The organism is Streptomyces sp. NPDC019531 (assembly GCF_044903305.1).
Classification (GTDB): Bacteria; Actinomycetota; Actinomycetes; order Streptomycetales; family Streptomycetaceae; genus Streptomyces.
Window position 1 is genome coordinate 183,820 of sequence record NZ_JBJDQL010000003.1, and the last position, 18,432, is coordinate 202,251.

Genomic DNA, 18,432 nt, shown 5'->3' on the forward strand with positions numbered 1-18,432 from the left:
CAGGTGCCCCGGCGAGCGCCCTGCAAGAATCACGTTACCCAGTGCTCCACATTTCTGTGAAACCCCCTTTGACCTGCGATTTTGCTTGGATTTCCAAGTAAATCGGAAAAGGTTTGAAGGGGCGCTGGTCACAGCCTTGCAGCAGGCCGGAGCAACGGCACGTTATCCCGTCTACCCAGGTCACCGGAAGACTTTCCGTGCTTGACTTACCGAGCGCGCCAAGATGGAGAAATCGGGGTATTTCTTCTCGCCGACCATGAGGTCCGTCCGGCGTGGCGTCCATGAACTCCTCTCGTTGGAGGAGGACATCGGGGTGGTCGGCGGAGACGGGTACGGCCGCCGACGCGCTGGTACGGATTCCGGCCACCCCGCCCGACGTGGCGGTCCTCGACGACCGGCCCCGGACGGCAGCGGGGTCGAGGTGTGCCGGGAGATCCGCTCGCGGGACGACTCCGTGCGGCGCCCGATGCTGACCTCGTTCGCCGACAGGTCCCTGCTGGACCCGGTGGGAGCGCCGGATCCTCGACCCCGTCGGCGAGGGCCTCGCTTTCTGTGGGCGCCCGGCACCCTTCACGCACAGTTCCTGTATGCCCACCGCCGAACAGCTCGCCGCCGACCTGCTCGCCCGCCACCGCTACGGCCGCGTCGCGACCAGCATGCGCGCCCAGCGAGCCCGTCCGTCCGGCCGTCGAGCCACAGTTCGGGACCGTGCATCCGACGGACGGCGGCCTGGAACGCCACTTCGAGTACACACCGTGAACGAGTACGACTATCTGTGACAACGCCCAGCTCACAGCCTCGGCTGGTGCCCTAGCATCTGGCGCGTGCCGCGCTCTCCTGTACCACCCCTGATGCCTCACGCGCCCCCGCTGGGCGCCCTCCTCCGCCAGTACGCCGCCGGATCCGCCCTCGCCTGCGACCCCGTCGACCAGGGGCTCCTCAACCGCGGCTACCGGCTTCGCACGACCCGCGGCCACTACTTCCTCAAGCACCACTTCGACCCGGAGACGGCCGCCCCGGAGGCGATCGCCCGCCAGCACCGGGCCACCCAGCGCCTCGCCGACCTCGGCGTCCCGGTGGCCCCGCCGCTCCCCGGCCACGACGGCCGCACGGTCGCGGTCGTCGGCGGCCACGCCTACGCCCTCCACCCCTGGATCGACGGCCGCCACCGCCACGGCACTCAGCTCACCTCCGACCAGTGCGAGCGGCTGGGGGCACTGCTGGGAGTGGTGCACGCGAGCCTGGAACGGGTGATGCCGGGTGGCGAAGGTGTCATACCGGCACACCGAACCCCCGCCCACGCGGAAGCGCCGGCCACCGAGGGCACGCCCGCCCGGAACGCCGGGGCCGACCCCGCCGCCACCTTCGCCCTCATCGACGACCTCCTCGCGCGCGTGCGCCGGCACCGTCCCGCCGACTCCTTCGACGAGCTGGCCCGGCACCGGCTCCTGGAGCGGCGCGCACTGCTCGAACAGCACCTGGGCCGGCGGCCTCCGCACGGTGGGCCGGTGGGCTGGGTGCACGGGGACTTCCACCCCTTCAACCTGCTCTACCGGGGCGAGACGCCCGCCGCGATCGTCGACTGGGACCGGCTCGGCGTGAAGCCCCGCGCCGAGGAGGCCGTACGCGCCGCCGTGATCTTCTTCGTACGGCCCACGGGGACGCTCGAACTGCCGAAGGTGCGGGCGTACGCGCGCGCGTACCGCCGTACCGCGGGAGCCACGCCCTCGGAACTCGCGGCGGCGGTGCACCGCGTCTGGTGGGAACGCCTCAATGACTTCTGGATGCTGCGCTGGCACTACGAGCGCGGCGACACCCGCGCGGACCCCCAGTTCCCGGCGGCCTCGGCGCTGGTGGTGTGGTGGACGCGGTGTGCGACGCGTTCGTGGGGTGACGCGGGGGCCGTACGGCTACGCAAACGGCACGCGCGCGTGGAGCCCGCTCTCGGGGTCCCACGCGCGCGAAGGTCGGGGCTCGGTCAGGAGTCGGCGCCTCCGGTGCTGCCCTCCGTGAGGCTGCCGCCGAGGGCACCGCCGTCGCTCGGATCGCCCGTGTCGCTCGGCTCGGCCGTGTCGCTCGGCTCAGCCGTCTCCGACTCCGTAGCCGTCTCGGTCGGCTCGGTCGCCGTGGCCGAAGGCGTGTACGACGGCGTGTACGACGGCGTATAGGACGGTGTGTAGCCGGAGCTGCCCGAGCTGCCGCTGTCGTCCGTGGACGTGTCGGTCTCCTGGTCCGTCGCCTCCTCGCTCGGCGTCTCGCTGGCCGACGGGTCGTCGGTGGTCTGCGAGGTGGTCGCCGTCGGCGTGGTGTCGGTGCTTGCGCCGCCCCCGCCGCCGTTGTTGAGCGCCAGGGCGACACCCGCGGCGATGGCGATCACCGCGAGGACGGCGAGGATCCACAGCTTGCCGCGGCCGCTGCCCCGGTTGCCATGCCCCTCGAAACCGCCGTCGTCCCCGCCTCCGTAGCCGCCCGGCAGGATCGGCTGCGGGATCTGGGTGGTGCCGGACGCGGCGCCGGGGTGCGGAAGCACGCTGGTGCTCGCGAAGCCCGCGGCGGGCGTGCCGCGGCCGTCGTGCGCCGTCACCGGGCCGGTGTTCCATGTGCCGGTGTGGCCGCCCTGGTCGTACAGCATCTGGAGGCCGTACTGGACGAGCCCGCGCATCTCCTCGGCGGTCTGGAAGCGGTCGTCCGGCTCCTTGGCGAGCGAGCGCATGACCAGGCCGTCGAGCTCCGGCGGGACCGCTTCGGAGACCGCCGACGGGGGCGTCGGGATGTCCTGGACATGCTGGTAGACGACGGAGAGCGGGGTCTCACCCGTGAACGGCGGCCGCAGCGCGAGGAGTTCGTACAGCAGACAACCCGTGGCGTACAGGTCGGAGCGGTAGTCGACCGCCTTGCCGAGGGCCTGTTCCGGGGAGAGGTACTGCGGGGTGCCCATGACCATGCCGGTCTGCGTCATCGTCGTGGACGCGCCGTGCAGGGCGCGGGCGATGCCGAAGTCCATCACCTTGACCGCGCCGTTGTGCGTGATGATCACGTTCGCCGGCTTGATGTCGCGGTGCACGATGCCGTGCTGGTGCGAGTAGGCGAGTGCCTCCAGGACCCCGGAGACGATGATCAGGGCCTGCTCGGGCCCGGGCGCCTCGGCGTTGAGCAGCAGGTCACGGATCGTCCGTCCCTCGACGATCTCCATGACGATGTACGGCACCGACTGGCCGCCCACGAAGTCCTCGCCGGAGTCGTACACGGCGACGATCGCGTGGTGGTTGAGGCCGGCCACGGACTGGGCCTCGCGTGTGAAGCGGGCCTTGGAGGTCGGGTCCTCGGCGAGGTCGGCCCGGAGCAGCTTGACCGCCACGGTGCGGCCGAGCCGTACGTCCTCGGCCGCGAACACCTCGGCCATACCGCCCCGGCCGAGTCTGCGGGTCAGCCGATATCGGCCGTCCCCCACCAGTCCGCCGTTACCCCACAGCTCCGGCGCATCTGACATTCCGCCGCCAGTCGCCTCGGGGTCGGACGGGCCCTGAGCGCGCTGCTGCTGTGCCATCGGTCCTCGCCGTCGTTTCTGCCCGCGGTGCGCGCGGTGTTGTTACGGTCTCCGTCGGCCACGCTACAGCCTTCGCGCAAGCCGCCGGTCCGGGATGAACCCGGGGGCCGGCCCGAGACGGACCGGTCATCAAACCTGTACTACGTCTCGGCGTGCAAATCCTGTGTACCGGCCGTGGGGCAGGTGTAACGCCCGCGCGACCTTTCTTTCGCTTTCGGTCATGGAACGGGCACCGTGCCCGACGCGTCGGCGGACGTCTCCGGACCGGGATTGCGTGGCCAAGGTCACGCTCGTCGGTATCGCCGGGGCGCCGAAGAAAAACCCGAACGAGCGTGTCCCGCAGGCGAAGTGAAGGGCCCGGCAGCATCGGCTGCCGGGCCCTTTGTGGGTCAAGGGGGTCTGACGGGCTCTACAGGTACGGTCCGCCCGAGCGGCCGCCCGGGCGCGGGTCGACGCCGTCCTCGTGGCCGCCGACGCCCGGCGGGAGCGCACGGCGCATCTGCTCCAGCTGGGCCCGCGCGGCCATCTGCTGGGCGAACAGGGTGGTCTGGATCCCGTGGAAAAGACCCTCGAGCCAGCCCACCAGCTGGGCCTGCGCGATGCGCAGTTCCGCGTCGCTCGGAGTCGCGTCGTCGTTGAAGGGCAGCGAGAGCCGCTCCAGCTCCTCCACGAGTTCGGGGGCCAGGCCGTCCTCCAGCTCCTTCACCGAGCTGGAGTGGATCTCCTTGAGCCGGGCCCGGCTGGCCTCGTCGAGAGGAGCCGCGCGCACCTCTTCGAGCAGCTGCTTGATCATGCTGCCGATCCGCATGACCTTCGCGGGCTGCTCGACCATCTCCGTGACCGGCACCTCCCGGGAGTCCTCGTCACCCCCGCCACCCAGCGCCATCCCGTCCTGGCCCACGACCAGGATCTGGGGGCTTTCCGGCGAACCTTCGTTCCTCGGCATCTCCATGCCGCCATTCTCTCGCACCCGTACACCTCACCGCCGGGGTGCCCCCGGTGAGCGCTGATCCACCGTTCACAGAGCAGACCAACGCCAGGGAGCAACCCGGAATGCCGGTATCCACCCGAAGTGCCAGTCTTGTTCCGTGACTCCCTGGCTACGGATGGCGGTACTGGCGCTCGTGGCGGGGGCGAGCACGGCCGTGTTGCCGCAGGGGGGATGGGCCTACGGGGCGGAGCAGGCGTACGCGAGCCAGCCGCGCCCCCTTGTCTCCGCGAGCACGTCGACCTCCCCGGCCGGCATGCCGATGCCGACTCACCGGTCACCGCGCGCGACCGGGGGGCGGTACGGCATCCGGATCCCGCCGAGCACCGCCCCGAACGCATCGGCCTTCCCCCGGGCCGAACGGCCGCCGGGCCTCGTGCCGGCTCACGGGCCCCTGCGCGGCGCCCCGAGGACGGACGCCGTCACCCCCCGGCCGAGCAGCACTCCGAGCACGTCGGCTGCTCGATCCGGTCCCCCGGCCGGCCCGCTGCCGACTCATGGGCCGCCGTATGCCACCGCAAGCCCGCCCCACTTCCCGCCCGGCCGCCCCCCGGGTCCCTCGGCGGCCCGTGGTCCGCTCCGCGGCTCCCCCTCGGCCTCCGTCGCCCCCTCCCCCTCGGCCTCCGTCGCCCCCTCCCCGTCCGCCGCCACGCCCTCCCGGGCCGGGAGCCGGGCCGGTGAGGGGCGGGAGCGGCCGGGGCGCCGGGAGAAACCGGTGGCGGAGGACGCGGACGCCTCCGGTACCGACTCCGCCACCGCCGACTCGACCGGCACCGACTCCGGAGACGGTGACCTCACCGTCGTATCGGAGCCGCCCCGGGAGACCGCCGTCGCAACGCCCGCACCACCGTCACACCCCGCGGAGCGGCCCGTGGCCGGGCCCAGGGTGTTCATCCTGCCGCTCGGCACCGGGCTCATGCTGGTCGGGCTTGGGCTCGGGCTAGGCCTGTTCGCGCTGCGGGTACGACGCGGTTAGGGCGGTACCGGAGCAGCTACCGCGCGACCAGCAGGACCTTGCCGACGTGGCCGCTCTCCTCGACCACCCGGTGCGCGGCCGCGGCCTCGCTCATCGGGAGTTCGCGGTCGACGACGGGACGGATGTGCCCGGCGTCCAGAAGCGGCCACACATGCTCGCGTACGGCCGCCACGATCGCCCTCTTCTCCGCCGGCGGCCGTGCCCGCAGCGAGGTCGCGCTGATCGCGGCCCGCTTGTTCAGCAGCGTGGCGATGTTCAGCTCGCCCTTGATGCCGCCCTGCATGCCGATGATCGCGAGCCGCCCGTTGACGGCGAGCGCCTTCACGTTGCGGTCCAGGTACTTCGCGCCCATGTTGTCGAGGATGACGTCGGCGCCCGCCCCGTCGGTGGCCTTGGCGACCTCCTCGACGAAGTCCTGCTCGCGGTAGTTGACCAGGATGTCCGCGCCCAGTTCGGCGCAGCGGTCCAGCTTCTCCCGCGTGCCCGCGGTCACGGCGACCTTGGCGCCCACGGCCTTGGCGAGCTGGATCGCCATCGTGCCGATGCCGCTGGAGCCGCCGTGCACCAGGAGGGTCTCGCCGGGGCGCAGGTGGGAGACCATGAAGACGTTCGACCAGACCGTGCAGACCACCTCGGGCAGCGCGGCCGCCCGCCGCACGTCGATGCCCTCGGGCACGGGCAGCAGCTGCCCGGCCGGTACGGCGACCTTCTCGGCGTAACCGCCGCCCGCGAGCAGCGCGCACACCTCGTCGCCGACGGTCCAGCCGGAGACACCGGGGCCGACCGCGGCGATCCGCCCGGAGCATTCCAGGCCGGGGTAGGGGGAGGCGCCGGGCGGGGGGTTGTAGAAGCCCTGCCGCTGCAGGATGTCGGCACGGTTGACGGCACCGGCCACCACCTCGACCAGCACCTCGCCCTCACCGGCCACGGGATCCGGCACCTCACTCCAGACCAGCGCCTCGGGCCCACCGGGTTCGGGAATCGTGATCGCATGCATGGGCCGACGCTACTCCCCGGTCTCCGGTCGCAGTTGTCCCCGCCCTTGGACCGGTCCTGCCGAAAATCCCTGTGCACGACCGATGAGTTTGCGCGACGGTAAAGGTCTCCCCATGCGTAGCCCAAGTACGCGGAAGGAAACCCACACATGAGCCAGCACACGTCAGCCCTGGCCATCGAGACCGCGGGCCTGGTCAAGACGTTCGGTGAGACCAGGGCGGTCGACGGAGTCGACCTCGCGGTGCCGGCCGGCACGGTCTACGGCGTCCTCGGCCCGAACGGCGCCGGCAAGACCACCACCGTGAAGATGCTCGCCACCCTGCTGCGACCCGACGGCGGCGAGGCCCACGTCTTCGGCCACGACGTCGTCCGCGAGGCCGACGAGGTCCGCGGCCGGGTCAGCCTCACCGGCCAGTACGCCTCCGTCGACGAGGACCTCACCGGCAGCGAGAACCTGGTCCTGCTGGGCCGTCTCCTCGGCCACCACAAGAAGGCCGCACGCGTGCGCGCCGGGCAGCTCCTGGAGGCCTTCGGGCTCACGGAGGCGGCCGGAAAGCAGGTCAAGCACTACTCGGGCGGCATGCGACGCCGTATCGACATCGCCGCGTCCATCCTCAACACCCCCGACCTGCTCTTTCTCGACGAGCCGACCACCGGCCTCGACCCGCGCAGCCGCAACCAGGTCTGGGACATCGTGCGGGCGGTCGTCGCCCAGGGCACCACCGTGCTGCTGACCACCCAGTACCTGGACGAGGCCGACCAGCTGGCCTCCCGGATCGCCGTCATCGACCACGGCCGGGTGATCGCCGAGGGCACCAAGGGCGAGCTGAAGGCCTCCGTGGGCGCCGGGACCGTACATCTGCGCCTTCGGGACGGCGGACAGCGGCCCGAGGCGGCGGAGATCCTACGGCGGTCCCTGGACGCGCAGGTGCAGCTGGAACCGGACCCGGTCGCGCTGACGGCCCGGCTCGCGTCGGAGGCCGGTGACACCGCCGCCGAACAGGCCTCCCGGGCGCTGGCCGAACTGGCCCGCACCGGCATCACCGTCGACAACTTCTCGCTGGGCCAGCCCAGCCTGGACGAGGTGTTCCTCGCCCTCACCGGACACCCCACCCAGGACGCCGAGGAGATGGCCGCATGAGCACCGTGACCCAGACCGAGACCAAGGACCTCGCCCCCGTCAGCGCCGAGTCACTGGCCGCGCTGCTGGTCGCCGGGGAGCGGCCGCCGCGCCCGAGCGCGTTCTCGGCCTCGCTCACCTTCGGCTGGCGGGCCATCCTCAAGATCAAACACGTGCCGGAGCAGCTCTTCGACGTCACCGCGTTCCCGATCATGATGGTGCTGATGTACACGTACTTGTTCGGGGGCGCCCTGGCCGGGTCCCCGAAGGAGTACATCCAGTTCCTGCTGCCCGGCATCATGGTGATGTCGGTCGTGATGATCACGATGTACACGGGCGTCTCGGTCAACACCGACATCGAGAAGGGCGTCTTCGACCGGTTCCGCAGTCTGCCCATCTGGCGGCCGTCGACGATGGTCGGCTATCTGCTCGGCGACGCCCTGCGCTACACGATCGCGTCCGTGGTGATGCTCACCGTCGGTCTGATCCTCGGCTACCGCCCGGACGGCGGGGTCGGTGGCGTGCTCGCCGGGGTCGCGCTCCTGGTCGCCTTCTCGTTCGCGTTCTCGTGGATCTGGACGATGTTCGGGCTGCTGCTGCGCACCGAGAAGTCGGTGATGGGCGTCAGCATGATGGTGATGTTCCCGCTGACCTTCCTGTCCAACATCTTCGTCGACCCGAAGACCATGCCGGGCTGGCTCCAGGCCTTCGTCAACAACAGCCCGATCACCCATCTGTCCTCGGCGGTGCGCGAGCTGATGGCGGGCGACTGGCCCGCCGACGAGATCGCCTGGTCGCTGGGGTGGGCGGGCCTGTTCGTCGCGGTCTTCGGGCCGGTCACCATGCGGCTCTACAACCGCAAGTGATCAGGCGGGCGGCAAGGGGCGGACGTCGGGTGCCACCTGGGTGCCCGGCGTCGCCCGCACGATGGTGATCAGCCGGTCCGTCAGTTCCAGCGTCCCGACGGCCGGATCGTCGTAGCCGAGCACCCGGTGCCCGCGCAGAACGCTCACCACCAGGTCGTCCGTCTCCCTCGGCTTCCGTCCCACCTCGGCCTTTATGACCGGCCGTTCGACGATGTCGAGCCCGCTGCCCTGCTGGATCAGGTCCTCCATCACCATGCCGGCCGCGGGGCTCAGCACCGACAGACCGAGGAGCCGGCCGGCCGCGCTGGCGCTGGTGATGACGGCGTCGGCGCCGGACTGCTTGAGCAGCGGCGCGTTCTCCTCCTCGCGCACGGCGGCGACGATCTTGGCGCCCTTGTTGAGCTGCCGGGCGGTCAGCGTCACGAGGACCGCCGTGTCGTCGCGCTGTGTGGCGATGATGATCTTCCGTGCCCTGTGCACTTCGGCGCGCTTGAGCACCTCGCTGCGGGTGGCGTCCCCGATGATCCCGGCATAGCCGTCGGCGGTCGCGGCGTCGATCGCCTGGGCGCTGGGGTCGACCACCACGACCTGCTCCCTCTTCAGCCCCGTCGCGCAGACGGTCTGGATCGCGGACCGGCCCTTGGTACCGAAGCCGATGACGACGGTGTGGTCGCGCAAGATGGACCTCCAGCGGTTGAGTCGCCATTCCTCCCGGGTGCGTTCGGTGAGAACTTCGAGCGTCGTGCCGACCAGGATGATCAGGAACAGCACGCGCAGGGGCGTGATGACGAAGATGTTGGTGAGCCGGGCGGCATCGCTGACCGGCGTGATGTCGCCGTATCCGGTGGTGGAGAGGGTGACGGTCGCGTAGTACCAGGCGTCGAGGAAGTCGACGCCGGTGTCGGAGTTGTCGTTGTAGCCGTCGCGGTCGGCGTAGACGATCAGGGCGGTCGCCGCGAGGACCAGCAGGGCCACCAGCACCCGTTTGGCGACCTGCCGGAACGGGTGCTCCACCACCTTGCGCGGCAGCTTCACCTTGTGGGTCACGAGATGCTCGTCCGCCTGGCGGGCGATGGCGTCATGGCCCGGAAGTTTCACGTGAAACACACCCCGATCCCGGCGGACGCCCAGGGCAGATCGAGCAGTTCGGCCTCCTGCCCCGGCCGGGAGCCTCCGGGCGGTACGACGGCGAGGGCGTCGGCGGCCGCGATGCCCCGCAGCATCGCCGGGCCGTTGTAGTGCAGCGGGATCGCACTGTCACCGCGCAGGACCACCGGGACGAGCCGGGTGTCGTACGGGTGACCGTGGGCCTCGTCCCGCAGAGGCAGTGTGTACGGCTCCGGGGCCGGGCGTGCGGCCAGGGTGCGCAGCAGCGGCTCGGCGAGCGTGAGCAGGCCGGAGACGGCGGCCAGAGGGTTGCCCGGCAGACCGACGAGGTGCTGGTTCTCCTTGGTGCGGGCCAGCAGCATGGGGTGGCCCGGGCGCACCTTGACGCCGTCGACGAGGAGTTCGGCGCCGATGCGCTGGAGCGTGGGGTGGACGTGGTCCACGGGTCCGGACGCGGTGCCGCCGGTCGTGACGATCACCTCGGCCTCGGAGGCGGTGACCGCCTTGTGCAGGGCCTCGGCGGAGTCGCCCAGCCGGCGTACGGAGAGGACCTCGGCGCCGAGTGCGCGCAGCCAGGGCGGCAGCATCGGGCCGAGCGCGTCCCGGATCAGGCCGCCCTTCGGGGTGCCCTCGGTGAGGAGCTCGTCGCCGAGGACGAGGACGTCGACGCGGGGGCGGGGGACTGCGGTGAGGGTGTCGTATCCGGCGGCCGCGGCGAGTCCGAGGACGGCCGGGGTGACGAGGGTGCCGGGGGGCAGCAGCTGGTCGCCGCTGCGGCACTCCTGTCCGCGCGGGCGGATGTCCTGGCCGGGCACGACCTCCCGGGTGGCGTGCAGTCGGCCCTTCTCGTCGGTCTGCCCGTGCTCGCTGCGCAGCACGGCGGTGGTGTCCGGGGGGATGCGGGCGCCGGTGGCGATCCGGGCCGCCTCGCCGTCGGTGAGGGGCGCGGGCTCGGCGTGTCCGGCCAGTACGTCCTCGTCCCGCACCTCCCAGGGGCCGGGGCCCGCGACCGCCCAGCCGTCCATGGCCGAGGTGTCGAAGGAGGGGAGGTCGGTGAGGGCGTCGAGGGGAGCGGCCAGGGTGAGGCCGAGAGCGTCGTCGAGCCGTACGGAGATCGGGGCACGGCGCGCGCTCCGGGTGACCACGCGGGCGGCTCGGGCGGCGGTCGCGCGGGCCTCGGGCCACGGGGTGGCCCGGTGGTGGGCGTCCGGGCGGGGCCCGGCGCCGTGCCGGACCCCGTGCTCCGGGGCCGGGGCGCCCGGCGCGGGCACCTGGTCACCCGGGGTGCGGTCGTGGTCTTCCCTCACGAGGGCCAGCGCCTCCTCGACGTCGAGCTCGTCGGCGTCCTCGGCCGGCCCGGCGTGCTCGCCGGTACGCAGCGACCGGGCGGTCATCCGGCGTCCGGGCGGGCGTCGGGGGCCCCGTCGGGTGTGGCGCCGGTGTCCTTGCCGTCCTTGCCGTCCTCGTCGGCCCAGCGCAGGGCCAGGGCGGCGGCCTTGCGGGAGGCTTCGGCGACCGCCTCCGGAGTGCCGCCCGCCTGTGCGGCGGCGTAGCCGACGAGGAAGGTGGTCAGCGGTGCCGCGGGCCTGGCCACGCCGTGCGCGGCGTCACGGGCGAGGTCGAGCAGTACGCCGGTGTCGACGTCGAGGTCGATGCCCAGCTCGTCCTTGACTGCGGAAATCCATTCATCCAACACGTGCCCATGCTCCCTGATACGTGCCCTGGCGGCGGCGATGTCGTCCCAGGTGTCGCAGTCGAAGGACGCGACGGGGTCGGGGACGCGGGTGAGGTCGAGCGCGGCGGTCAGCCGGCGCAGGGGGAGGCCGGTGAGGGTGCCGTGCTCCTTCGTGAGCGCGTTGAGCTCGTGGCGCAGTGAGGGGGCGCGGTACGCGGCCACCAGCGGCTGGTCCCGGCCGTCGGCGTCGGTGAGCAGCACGCCGTCGGCGCCGCCCGTGCGCAGGACGGTCACCAGCAGCCGTACGGTGCCCTCCTGGAGGAAGGGCAGGTCGGCGGAGAACACGAGGACGTACGGTGCCGTGGTGTGCCTCAGTCCGGCGTCGAGGGCGGCCAGCGGACCGCCGCCGGGCGGGTCCTCGCGGGCCCAGGTCACCGGCCGGGATGTGGGGCGGGGGTCGGCGACGACGACCGTGGTGCGGGCGTCGGGGCAGGCGGCGAGGACCCGGTCGAGCAGGGGGCGTCCCCCGACGCGCACGCCGGGCTTGTCGGCACCGCCGAGCCGCCGGGCGGCACCTCCGGCGAGCACGACGACGTCGTATGCGGTCACCCCCCGAGTATGCGTGCCGCCACGATCACAGGGAACGTGCGGGCGGCGCCGCGATCACAGGGGGAGCGGCGGGACCGTTCACGGCGTGCGCGGCGGGACGGTCACAGGGTGCGCAGCAGGACCGCCGGCTGTTCCACGCAGTCCGCCACGTACCGCAGGAAGCCGCCCGCCGTGCCGCCGTCGCACACCCGGTGGTCGAAGGTGAGCGAGAGCTGGACGACCTGGCGCACCGCCAGCTCGCCCTCGTGCACCCAGGGCCTGGGGATGATGCGGCCGACGCCGAGCATGGCCGCCTCGGGGTGGTTGATGATCGGCGTGGAGCCGTCGACGCCGAACACGCCGTAGTTGTTCAACGTGAAGGTGCCGCCGGTGAGTTCCGCGGGGGTGAGGGTCCCGGTGCGGGCCGCCTCGGTCAGCCGGGCGAACTCCGCGGACAGCGACTCGGCGTCGCGCGCGTGCGCGTCCTTCACGACCGGTACGACCAGTCCCCGCTCGGTCTGCGCGGCGAACCCCAGATGCACGGCGTCCAGCCGCACGATCTCCCTGGCCGCCATGTCCACGCTGGAGTTGAGCTCGGGGAACCGGGCGAGGGCGGCGGTGCAGATCCGGGCGAGCAGAGCAAGCAGGGAGATCTTCGGTCCCCCGGAGGTGTTCATGGCGGTACGCGCCCGCATCAGCTCCGTCACGTCGGCGTCCACCCAGCAGGTGGCGTCGGGGATCTCGCTCCGGCTGCGGGAGAGCTTGTCGGCCACCGCGCCTCGGACGCCCTTGAGGGGGATACGGGTCTCTCCGGGCGTTGTCGCGGGGGCTGTCGTCGGAGTGGCGGCAGTTTCGGGCGCCGTACGCCTCGGGACGGCTGCGGCCCGCAGGGCGTACTCGACGTCGGCCCGCAGGATCAGTCCGTCGGGTCCTGAACCGGTGAGCTCCCTGAGGTCGAGGCCGTTCTCGCGCGCGAGCCGGCGCACCAGGGGCGAGATCACGGGGACCGGCCCGTCCACCACGGCCTCGTGCGCACCGGCCCGCCCGATCGCGGTCCCCGCGGACCCGTCGGCCCGTCCCGTCGCCACCGCCCCGGACGTGTCCCGTCCGGCCGTCTCCGCCGGGTTCCCGTCGTCCTGCTCCCCCATCGGCTCGGCGGTGATGCTCCGGCCGTTCGTGGCCGCGGGCACGGCGGGTGTCGGCCGTACCCTCCGTCGCCGCGCGGGTGCCTCGGAAGTGCCGTACCCGACCAGTACGTTCCCCGAGCCCTTGGCCTGCGAGTCCTCCGTCGAATCGCCGGAGGCCGCCGCTCCGACCGCGACCGTGATCAGCGGCGCCCCCACGGGAAGCTCGCTGCCCTCCTCGCCGTAGCGGGCCGTGACGACGCCGGCGTAGGGACAGGGGACGTCGATCATCGCCTTGGCCGTCTCGACCTCGACGATCGGCTGGTCGACCGCGACGACGTCGCCGACCTCCACCAGCCAGCGGACGATCTCCGCCCCGGTCAGGCCCTCGCCGAGATCCGGCAGCCTGAACTCCAGCACCTGGGCCATCAGCTCTCCGCCTCCCACTGCAGACGCCCCACGGCGTCCAGGATCCGGTCCACGCCGGGCAGGTGGTGACGCTCCAGCATCGGCGGCGGGTAGGGGATGTCGAACCCGGCCACGCGCAGCACCGGCGCCTCCAGATGGTGGAAGCAGCGCTCCGTGACCCGGGCCGCGATCTCCCCGCCCGGTCCGCCGAACCCGCCCGACTCGTGCACGACGACCGCTCGTCCGGTCCGCCGTACCGAGGCCGAGACCGTGTCGTCGTCGAACGGCACCAGCGAGCGCAGGTCGACGACTTCGAGGTCCCAACCCTCCTCCCGCGCGGCCTCGGCGGCTTCGAGGCACACGGGTACGGACGGCCCGTACGTGATGAGCGTGGCGCTCCGGCCCGAGCGCCGCACCACCGCGCGGCCTATCGGTTCAACGGCCTGGGGGTCGTCCGGGTTCCAGGAGTCCTTCGACCAGTACAGCCGCTTGGGCTCCAGGACGACGACCGGGTCGTCGGAGGCGATGGCGGCACGCAGCAGTCCGTAGGCGTCGGCGACGGTGGCGGGCGTGACGACATGGAGCCCCGGAGTCGCCATGTAGTACGCCTCGGAGGAGTCGCTGTGGTGCTCGACCCCGCCGATGCCGCCGCCGTAGGGGACACGGATGGTGATCGGGAGTGGCATCGCCCCGCGCGTGCGGTTGCGCATGCGTGAGACGTGCGAGATCAGCTGTTCGAACGCCGGGTAGGCGAAGGCGTCGAACTGCATCTCCACGACCGGGCGCAGCCCGTACATCGCCATGCCGACGGCCGTGCCGAGGATGCCCGCCTCGGCCAACGGGGTGTCCGTGCAGCGGTCCTCGCCGAACTCCTCGGCCAGTCCGTCGGTGACGCGGAAGACGCCGCCGAGGGTGCCGACGTCCTCGCCCATGACGTGCACGGTGGGGTCCGCGGCCATCGCGTCGCGCAGCGCGCGCGTGAGGGCCTGCGCCATGGTGGCGGGCTTGAGGGCGACGGCGGTCATCGGGTCTCCCCCTCCGCCGCCAGCTCGGCCCTCAACAGGTCCCGCTGCTCGCGCAGTTGCGGGGTGGGCTCGGCGTAGACGTGGGCGAACAGGTCCATGGGGTCGAGGGCCGGGTCCTGGTTCATGCGCTCGCGCAGAGCGGCGGCGAACGCCTCGGCGTCCTCGCGTACGGCCTCGATTCCGGCCTCGTCGATGAGGCCGCGGTCGGTCAGTTCGTGCTCCAGGAGGGCGATCGGGTCGTGTCCGCGCCAGGTCTCGACCTCGGCGTCGCCGCGGTAGCGGGTCGCGTCGTCGGCGTTGGTGTGGGCGTCCACGCGGTAGGTGATCGCCTCCACCAGGGTGGGGCCGCCGCCCGCGCGCGCGTGGCGTACGGCGGCGGTGAGGACCTCGTGCACGGCTGCCGCGTCGTTGCCGTCGACCAGGCGCCCCGGCATGCCGTAGCCGACGGCCTTGTGGGCCAGCGACGGGGCCGCGGTCTGCTTGGCGAGCGGGACGGAGATCGCGAAGCCGTTGTTCTGGACCAGGAAGACCACCGGGGCCTGCCAGACGGCGGCGAAGTTCAGCGCCTCGTGGAAGTCGCCCTCGCTGGTGCCGCCGTCGCCGACCATGGCGAGCGCGACCACGTCGTCGCCCTTGAGGCGGGCCGCGTGGGCGAGGCCGACGGCGTGCGGGAGCTGGGTGGCGAGGGGGGTGCACAGGGGGGCCACACGGTGCTCGCGCGGGTCGTAGCCGGTGTGCCAGTCGCCGCGCAGGAGGGTGAGCGCCTGGACGGGGTCGAGGCCTCTGGCGACGGCGGCGAGGGTGTCGCGGTAGCTGGGGAAGAGCCAGTCGCGGTCCTTCAGGGACAGCGCGGCGGCGACCTCGCAGGCCTCCTGGCCGGTGGTGGAGGGGTAGACGGCGAGGCGGCCCTGCTTGGTGAGGGCGGTGGCCTGCGCGTTGTAGCGGCGGCCGCGGACCAGCTCGGCGTACAGGCGGCGCAGCAGGGCGGGGTCGGCCCCGGCGGCCGCGTCCGTGCCGAGGACCCGGTAGGGCTCGGCGTCGGGCAGCAGCGGCGCGGGGTCGGTGCGGGGCTGCCAGGCGGGCGGCGGCGACGGCCGATACGCGCCCCGCTGCTCCATGACCGTCATGACGGCACCTCCTCGTGGGAGACGGCTTCGGGCGCGCCACGGGAGTGATGCGCCTCACCTACCGATTGTTCGGTCGTCGACACATTTTGGCTACAGGCCCCCTCAGGCTGTGGACAAACGGTTCTCCACAGCCTGAGATGGATGCAGTACGTCCATGGTAGGGAGGCGGGGGGACATGGCACCTGAACAAATGGCCGAAGGCCGGGAGAGCGGCGCCCCCCTTCCACCCCCGCGTCCCCTCGACGCCATCGATCAGGACATCCTCCAGATACTCCAGGCGGACGGCCGCGCGTCGATAAGGTCGGTCGCCGAACGGGTGCATGTCTCGCGCGCCAACGCCTACGCACGTATCAACCGACTCATCGAGGACGGCGTCATCCGCGGCTTCGGCGCCCGCGTCAACCACGAGCGGGCGGGCCAGGGCACCTCGGCCTACATCACCCTGAAGATCGTCCAGAACTCCTGGCGCACGGTCCGCGAACAGCTGACACAGCTGCCGGGCGCCTCCCACATCGCCCTGGTCGGCGGTGACTTCGACGTGCTGCTCCTTGTCCACACTCCCGACAACCGATCCCTGCGCGAACTGGTCCTCACCCGCCTCCAGGCGATCCCCGAGGTCCTCAGCACCCGCACCCTGCTGGTCTTCGAGGAGGAGGACCTGGAGCCACAGAGCTGAGCTCAGGACGCCTTGCGCAGTCCCCCGAAGATCAACTGGGCCACCGCGTCCGCCACTTCGCGTTCGTTCATGCCGCGGCCGTCCGGGCGGTACCACTCCACGATGGAGTTGATCATTCCGAAGACCAAGCGGGTCGCGAGGCGTACCTCCACGTCGCCGCGTACGTCGCCGTCCGCCGCCGCCGCGTCGAGGAGTTCGGCGACCCGGTGGTCGAAGTCGCGGCGGCTCTCCAGGGCCCAGCGCTCGGTGTCGGTGTTGCCGCGGACCCGCAGCAGCAGGGTGACGTACGGCAGTTCGGCGATCAGGACCTCCACCATGCGCCGCACGACGAATTCCAGGCGGTCACAGGCACGGCCCACGCGCGCGTGCTCCTCGTCGAGGATCCCGAAGAGGCCGTCCAGGGCCCGGCTGACGGCCCGGCGCAGCAGCTCCTCCTTGCCGGTCACATGGTGGTAGATCGACGACTTGGAGATGCCGGCGGCCTTGGAGAGGTGCTCCATGGAGGTGCCGTCGTAGCCGCGCTCGTTGAAGACCTGGACGGCGACGGACAGCAGCGTCTCCGGGGTGTACGTGTCGCGCTTGGCGGTCGTCATGAGCTGCTGCCCTCCCGCTTGTCGGAGGCGTACGCGTGGCGGTACAGCGCGAGCGAGGGCGCGTACCGCCCGGAGGGGTCACGCATGTGCAGGTCGTCGAGGAGGGCGTAGGCCCAGTTGCGGCCGAGTCTGCGGCTCCACTCGAAGGGGCCGAGGGGATAGTTCACCCCGAGCCGCATCGCGGTGTCGATGTCCTCCTGGGTGGCCACGCCCTTGGCGACGGCGTCGTGCGCGAGGTCGACGATCCGGGCGACCGTACGGGCGACGATCATGCCGGGGACGTCACCGATGACGCTGACGTCCTTGCCGAGCGCCTGGAAGAGCCCGACGGCCTCGGCGAGGGTCTGCTGCGAGGTGTCCTGGGAGGCGGACAGCGCGATGCGGGTGGCCCTGCGGTAGTCCAGCGCGAGGTCGAAGTAGACGACGTCCCGGAACTCCACCGAGGTCTGCCCGTCGGCGAGCGCGAGCTGGCCGCCGCTCGGCATGACCAGCCGGGTGCCGTGGTCCTCCTCGTCCTCGCGGACCGGGATGCCCGCCTCGCGGATCAGGGCGAGCAGTTCGGACGCCGGGCCCAGGTCGCCCTCGACGACGACGTACGCCGGCGCCTGGGCCGGTTCCGCGGTGTGCGGCTCGTCGCGCTCGGCGCCGTCCGTGTAGTCGTACCAGCCCTGCCCGCTCTTGCGGCCGAGCCTGCCCGACTCGACCAGGCGCTGCTGAGCCAGCGACGGTGTGAAGCGCACGTCCTGGAAGAAGGCCCGCCACACGGAGTGCGTGACGGACTCGTTGACGTCCTGCCCGATCAGGTCGGTCAGTTCGAACGCGCCCATCTTGAAGCCGCCGCACTCGCGCAGGACGGCGTCGATGGTGGCGGGCTCGGCGCCCTGGGCCTCGTGGACCGCGAAGGCCTCGGCGTAGAAGGGCCGCGCGATGCGGTTGACGATGAAGCCGGGGGTGTCGGCGCAGGCGACCGGCGTCTTGCCCCACGCGCGTGCCGTCTCGTACGCGCGTGTGGCCGACGAGACGTCGGTGGCGAACCCGGAGACGACCTCGACCAGCGGCAGCAGCGGGGCGGGGTTGAAGAAGTGCAGGCCCACGAGGCGGCCCGGGTTGCGCAGGGCGCCGGCGACGGCCGTCACCGACAGGGAGGAGGTGTTGGTGGCGAGCAGACAGTCCTCGCCGACGATGTCCTCCAGCGCCCGGAACAGCTCCTGCTTGACGTCCAGCCGCTCCAGAACGGCCTCCACGACCAGCGCGCAGTCCGCGAGGTCGGTGAGGTGCTCGGCGGCCACGAGACGGTCGCGCGCGGCGTCCCGGTCGGCGGCGGTGAGCCGGTCCTTCTCGACGAGCCGGTCCAGGCGGGCGCCGATCGCGTCGGCCGCCTCCCGGGCACGGCCGGGGACGGCGTCGTACAGCCGCACGGGGTGCCCGGCGACCAGCGCGACCTGGGCGATGCCCTGGCCCATGGTGCCGGTGCCGACGACGGCCACGGGGCTGCTGAGGTCGAGTGCTGTCATGTGCGCGATCCTCCCGCACGGCGTTTTCCACAGATGCGGCGGACCCCCTTGTCCCGACCGATCGTTCGGTTACTCTAACCCTGTCCGGCTGTTCCTGCCCAT

At 72.1% G+C, this 18,432-nt stretch carries 16 protein-coding genes and 2 pseudogenes; 7 read left to right on the forward strand and 11 right to left on the reverse strand.

Annotated features, from left to right (window positions below):
* Positions 1–201: 201 nt before the first annotated feature.
* The 3 genes and pseudogenes from ACI2L1_RS05150 to ACI2L1_RS05160 form a co-directional block, all read left to right on the forward strand.
* Positions 202–514: pseudogene (locus ACI2L1_RS05150) on the forward strand (response regulator transcription factor); the annotation flags it as partial.
* A gap of 73 nt (positions 515–587) precedes the next feature.
* A complete protein-coding gene (locus tag ACI2L1_RS05155; protein ID WP_404738132.1) occupies positions 588–779 on the forward strand; it encodes a hypothetical protein in 192 nt (63 codons plus the stop codon).
* A 72-nt stretch (positions 780–851) separates the two neighbouring features.
* Positions 852–1,871 (forward strand): annotated as a pseudogene (locus tag ACI2L1_RS05160) (phosphotransferase); the annotation flags it as partial.
* Positions 1,872–1,978: 107 nt separating this feature from the next.
* Here ACI2L1_RS05160 and ACI2L1_RS05165 read toward each other — a convergent pair.
* Together ACI2L1_RS05165 and ACI2L1_RS05170 are read right to left on the reverse strand one after the other, a co-directional pair.
* On the reverse strand, positions 1,979–3,547 hold the full coding sequence (locus ACI2L1_RS05165) for a protein kinase (RefSeq protein ID WP_404737933.1): 1,569 nt from the start codon (positions 3,545–3,547) through the stop codon (positions 1,979–1,981).
* Positions 3,548–3,956: 409 nt separating this feature from the next.
* A complete protein-coding gene (locus tag ACI2L1_RS05170) occupies positions 3,957–4,499 on the reverse strand; it encodes a bacterial proteasome activator family protein (RefSeq protein ID WP_404737934.1) in 543 nt (180 codons plus the stop codon).
* 751 nt (positions 4,500–5,250) lie between these two features.
* Here ACI2L1_RS05170 and ACI2L1_RS05175 point away from each other — a divergent pair.
* Positions 5,251–5,511, forward strand: a complete 261-nt coding sequence (locus ACI2L1_RS05175) for a hypothetical protein (protein ID WP_404737935.1) — start codon at positions 5,251–5,253, stop codon at positions 5,509–5,511.
* A gap of 16 nt (positions 5,512–5,527) precedes the next feature.
* Here the strand turns inward: ACI2L1_RS05175 and ACI2L1_RS05180 are convergent, their stop codons facing one another.
* Positions 5,528–6,508: an NAD(P)H-quinone oxidoreductase gene (locus ACI2L1_RS05180; protein WP_404737936.1), complete on the reverse strand. Its 981-nt coding sequence runs from the start codon at positions 6,506–6,508 to the stop codon at positions 5,528–5,530.
* 147 nt (positions 6,509–6,655) lie between these two features.
* On the opposite strand from ACI2L1_RS05180, the gene ACI2L1_RS05185 reads away from it, so the two are divergent.
* Together ACI2L1_RS05185 and ACI2L1_RS05190 are read left to right on the forward strand one after the other, a co-directional pair.
* Positions 6,656–7,648: an ATP-binding cassette domain-containing protein gene (locus ACI2L1_RS05185; protein WP_404737937.1), complete on the forward strand. Its 993-nt coding sequence runs from the start codon at positions 6,656–6,658 to the stop codon at positions 7,646–7,648.
* Entirely contained in the window at positions 7,645–8,493 is an 849-nt protein-coding gene (locus tag ACI2L1_RS05190) for an ABC transporter permease (RefSeq protein ID WP_404737938.1), read from the forward strand. Before ACI2L1_RS05185 ends, ACI2L1_RS05190 begins: the two co-directional genes overlap by 4 nt.
* Here ACI2L1_RS05190 and ACI2L1_RS05195 read toward each other — a convergent pair whose 3' ends face one another.
* The 6 genes from ACI2L1_RS05195 to pdhA all read right to left on the reverse strand — a co-directional run bounded on the left by ACI2L1_RS05195 (position 8,494) and on the right by pdhA (position 15,547).
* Positions 8,494–9,591 carry a potassium channel family protein gene (locus ACI2L1_RS05195; RefSeq protein WP_404737939.1) on the reverse strand — a complete coding sequence of 366 codons (1,098 nt, stop codon included), beginning with the start codon at positions 9,589–9,591 and terminating at the stop codon, positions 8,494–8,496.
* Positions 9,588–10,994, reverse strand: coding sequence for a molybdopterin molybdotransferase MoeA (locus ACI2L1_RS05200; RefSeq protein ID WP_404737940.1), 1,407 nt, complete (start codon positions 10,992–10,994; stop codon positions 9,588–9,590). Before ACI2L1_RS05200 ends, ACI2L1_RS05195 begins: the two co-directional genes overlap by 4 nt.
* Complete coding sequence (locus ACI2L1_RS05205) at positions 10,991–11,884, reverse strand: NTP transferase domain-containing protein (RefSeq protein WP_404737941.1); 894 nt, start codon at positions 11,882–11,884, stop codon at positions 10,991–10,993. The genes ACI2L1_RS05200 and ACI2L1_RS05205 overlap by 4 nt, the downstream gene beginning before the upstream one ends.
* A gap of 101 nt (positions 11,885–11,985) precedes the next feature.
* Positions 11,986–13,416 (reverse strand): dihydrolipoamide acetyltransferase family protein, encoded by a 1,431-nt coding sequence (locus ACI2L1_RS05210; protein WP_404737942.1) that lies wholly within the window; start codon positions 13,414–13,416, stop codon positions 11,986–11,988.
* Complete coding sequence (locus ACI2L1_RS05215) at positions 13,416–14,420, reverse strand: alpha-ketoacid dehydrogenase subunit beta (RefSeq protein WP_404737943.1); 1,005 nt, start codon at positions 14,418–14,420, stop codon at positions 13,416–13,418. The genes ACI2L1_RS05210 and ACI2L1_RS05215 overlap by 1 nt, the downstream gene beginning before the upstream one ends.
* The gene (pdhA, locus tag ACI2L1_RS05220) at positions 14,417–15,547 is read right to left on the reverse strand and encodes a pyruvate dehydrogenase (acetyl-transferring) E1 component subunit alpha (protein WP_404737944.1); all 1,131 of its coding nucleotides are present in this window, start codon (positions 15,545–15,547) and stop codon (positions 14,417–14,419) included. The genes ACI2L1_RS05215 and pdhA overlap by 4 nt, the downstream gene beginning before the upstream one ends.
* 175 nt (positions 15,548–15,722) lie before the next feature.
* Between pdhA and ACI2L1_RS05225 the strand changes: the two genes are divergently transcribed.
* Entirely contained in the window at positions 15,723–16,223 is a 501-nt protein-coding gene (locus ACI2L1_RS05225; RefSeq protein ID WP_404737945.1) for an Lrp/AsnC family transcriptional regulator, read from the forward strand.
* A gap of 2 nt (positions 16,224–16,225) precedes the next feature.
* Here ACI2L1_RS05225 and ACI2L1_RS05230 read toward each other — a convergent pair whose 3' ends face one another.
* Both ACI2L1_RS05230 and ACI2L1_RS05235 read right to left on the reverse strand, forming a co-directional pair.
* Positions 16,226–16,816 carry a TetR/AcrR family transcriptional regulator gene (locus tag ACI2L1_RS05230; RefSeq protein ID WP_404737946.1) on the reverse strand — a complete coding sequence of 197 codons (591 nt, stop codon included), beginning with the start codon at positions 16,814–16,816 and terminating at the stop codon, positions 16,226–16,228.
* Positions 16,813–18,330: a 3-hydroxyacyl-CoA dehydrogenase gene (locus ACI2L1_RS05235; protein ID WP_404737947.1), complete on the reverse strand. Its 1,518-nt coding sequence runs from the start codon at positions 18,328–18,330 to the stop codon at positions 16,813–16,815. The genes ACI2L1_RS05230 and ACI2L1_RS05235 overlap by 4 nt, the downstream gene beginning before the upstream one ends.
* Positions 18,331–18,432 lie beyond the last annotated feature (102 nt).

Excerpts from the sequence above, each read along its gene's own strand:
- ACI2L1_RS05165 (WP_404737933.1), bottom strand. The coding sequence starts at position 3,547 with ATGGCACAGCAGCAGCGCGCTCAGGGCCCGTCCGACCCCGAGGCGACT.
- ACI2L1_RS05235 (WP_404737947.1), bottom strand. The coding sequence starts at position 18,330 with ATGACAGCACTCGACCTCAGCAGCCCCGTGGCCGTCGTCGGCACCGGC.
- ACI2L1_RS05230 (WP_404737946.1), bottom strand. The coding sequence starts at position 16,816 with ATGACGACCGCCAAGCGCGACACGTACACCCCGGAGACGCTGCTGTCC.
- pdhA (WP_404737944.1), bottom strand. The coding sequence starts at position 15,547 with ATGACGGTCATGGAGCAGCGGGGCGCGTATCGGCCGTCGCCGCCGCCC.
- ACI2L1_RS05185 (WP_404737937.1), top strand. The coding sequence starts at position 6,656 with ATGAGCCAGCACACGTCAGCCCTGGCCATCGAGACCGCGGGCCTGGTC.
- ACI2L1_RS05210 (WP_404737942.1), bottom strand. The coding sequence starts at position 13,416 with ATGGCCCAGGTGCTGGAGTTCAGGCTGCCGGATCTCGGCGAGGGCCTG.
- ACI2L1_RS05200 (WP_404737940.1), bottom strand. The coding sequence starts at position 10,994 with ATGACCGCCCGGTCGCTGCGTACCGGCGAGCACGCCGGGCCGGCCGAG.
- ACI2L1_RS05225 (WP_404737945.1), top strand. The coding sequence starts at position 15,723 with ATGGCACCTGAACAAATGGCCGAAGGCCGGGAGAGCGGCGCCCCCCTT.
- ACI2L1_RS05155 (WP_404738132.1), top strand. The coding sequence starts at position 588 with ATGCCCACCGCCGAACAGCTCGCCGCCGACCTGCTCGCCCGCCACCGC.
- ACI2L1_RS05170 (WP_404737934.1), bottom strand. The coding sequence starts at position 4,499 with ATGGAGATGCCGAGGAACGAAGGTTCGCCGGAAAGCCCCCAGATCCTG.
- ACI2L1_RS05180 (WP_404737936.1), bottom strand. The coding sequence starts at position 6,508 with ATGCATGCGATCACGATTCCCGAACCCGGTGGGCCCGAGGCGCTGGTC.
- ACI2L1_RS05215 (WP_404737943.1), bottom strand. The coding sequence starts at position 14,420 with ATGACCGCCGTCGCCCTCAAGCCCGCCACCATGGCGCAGGCCCTCACG.
- ACI2L1_RS05190 (WP_404737938.1), top strand. The coding sequence starts at position 7,645 with ATGAGCACCGTGACCCAGACCGAGACCAAGGACCTCGCCCCCGTCAGC.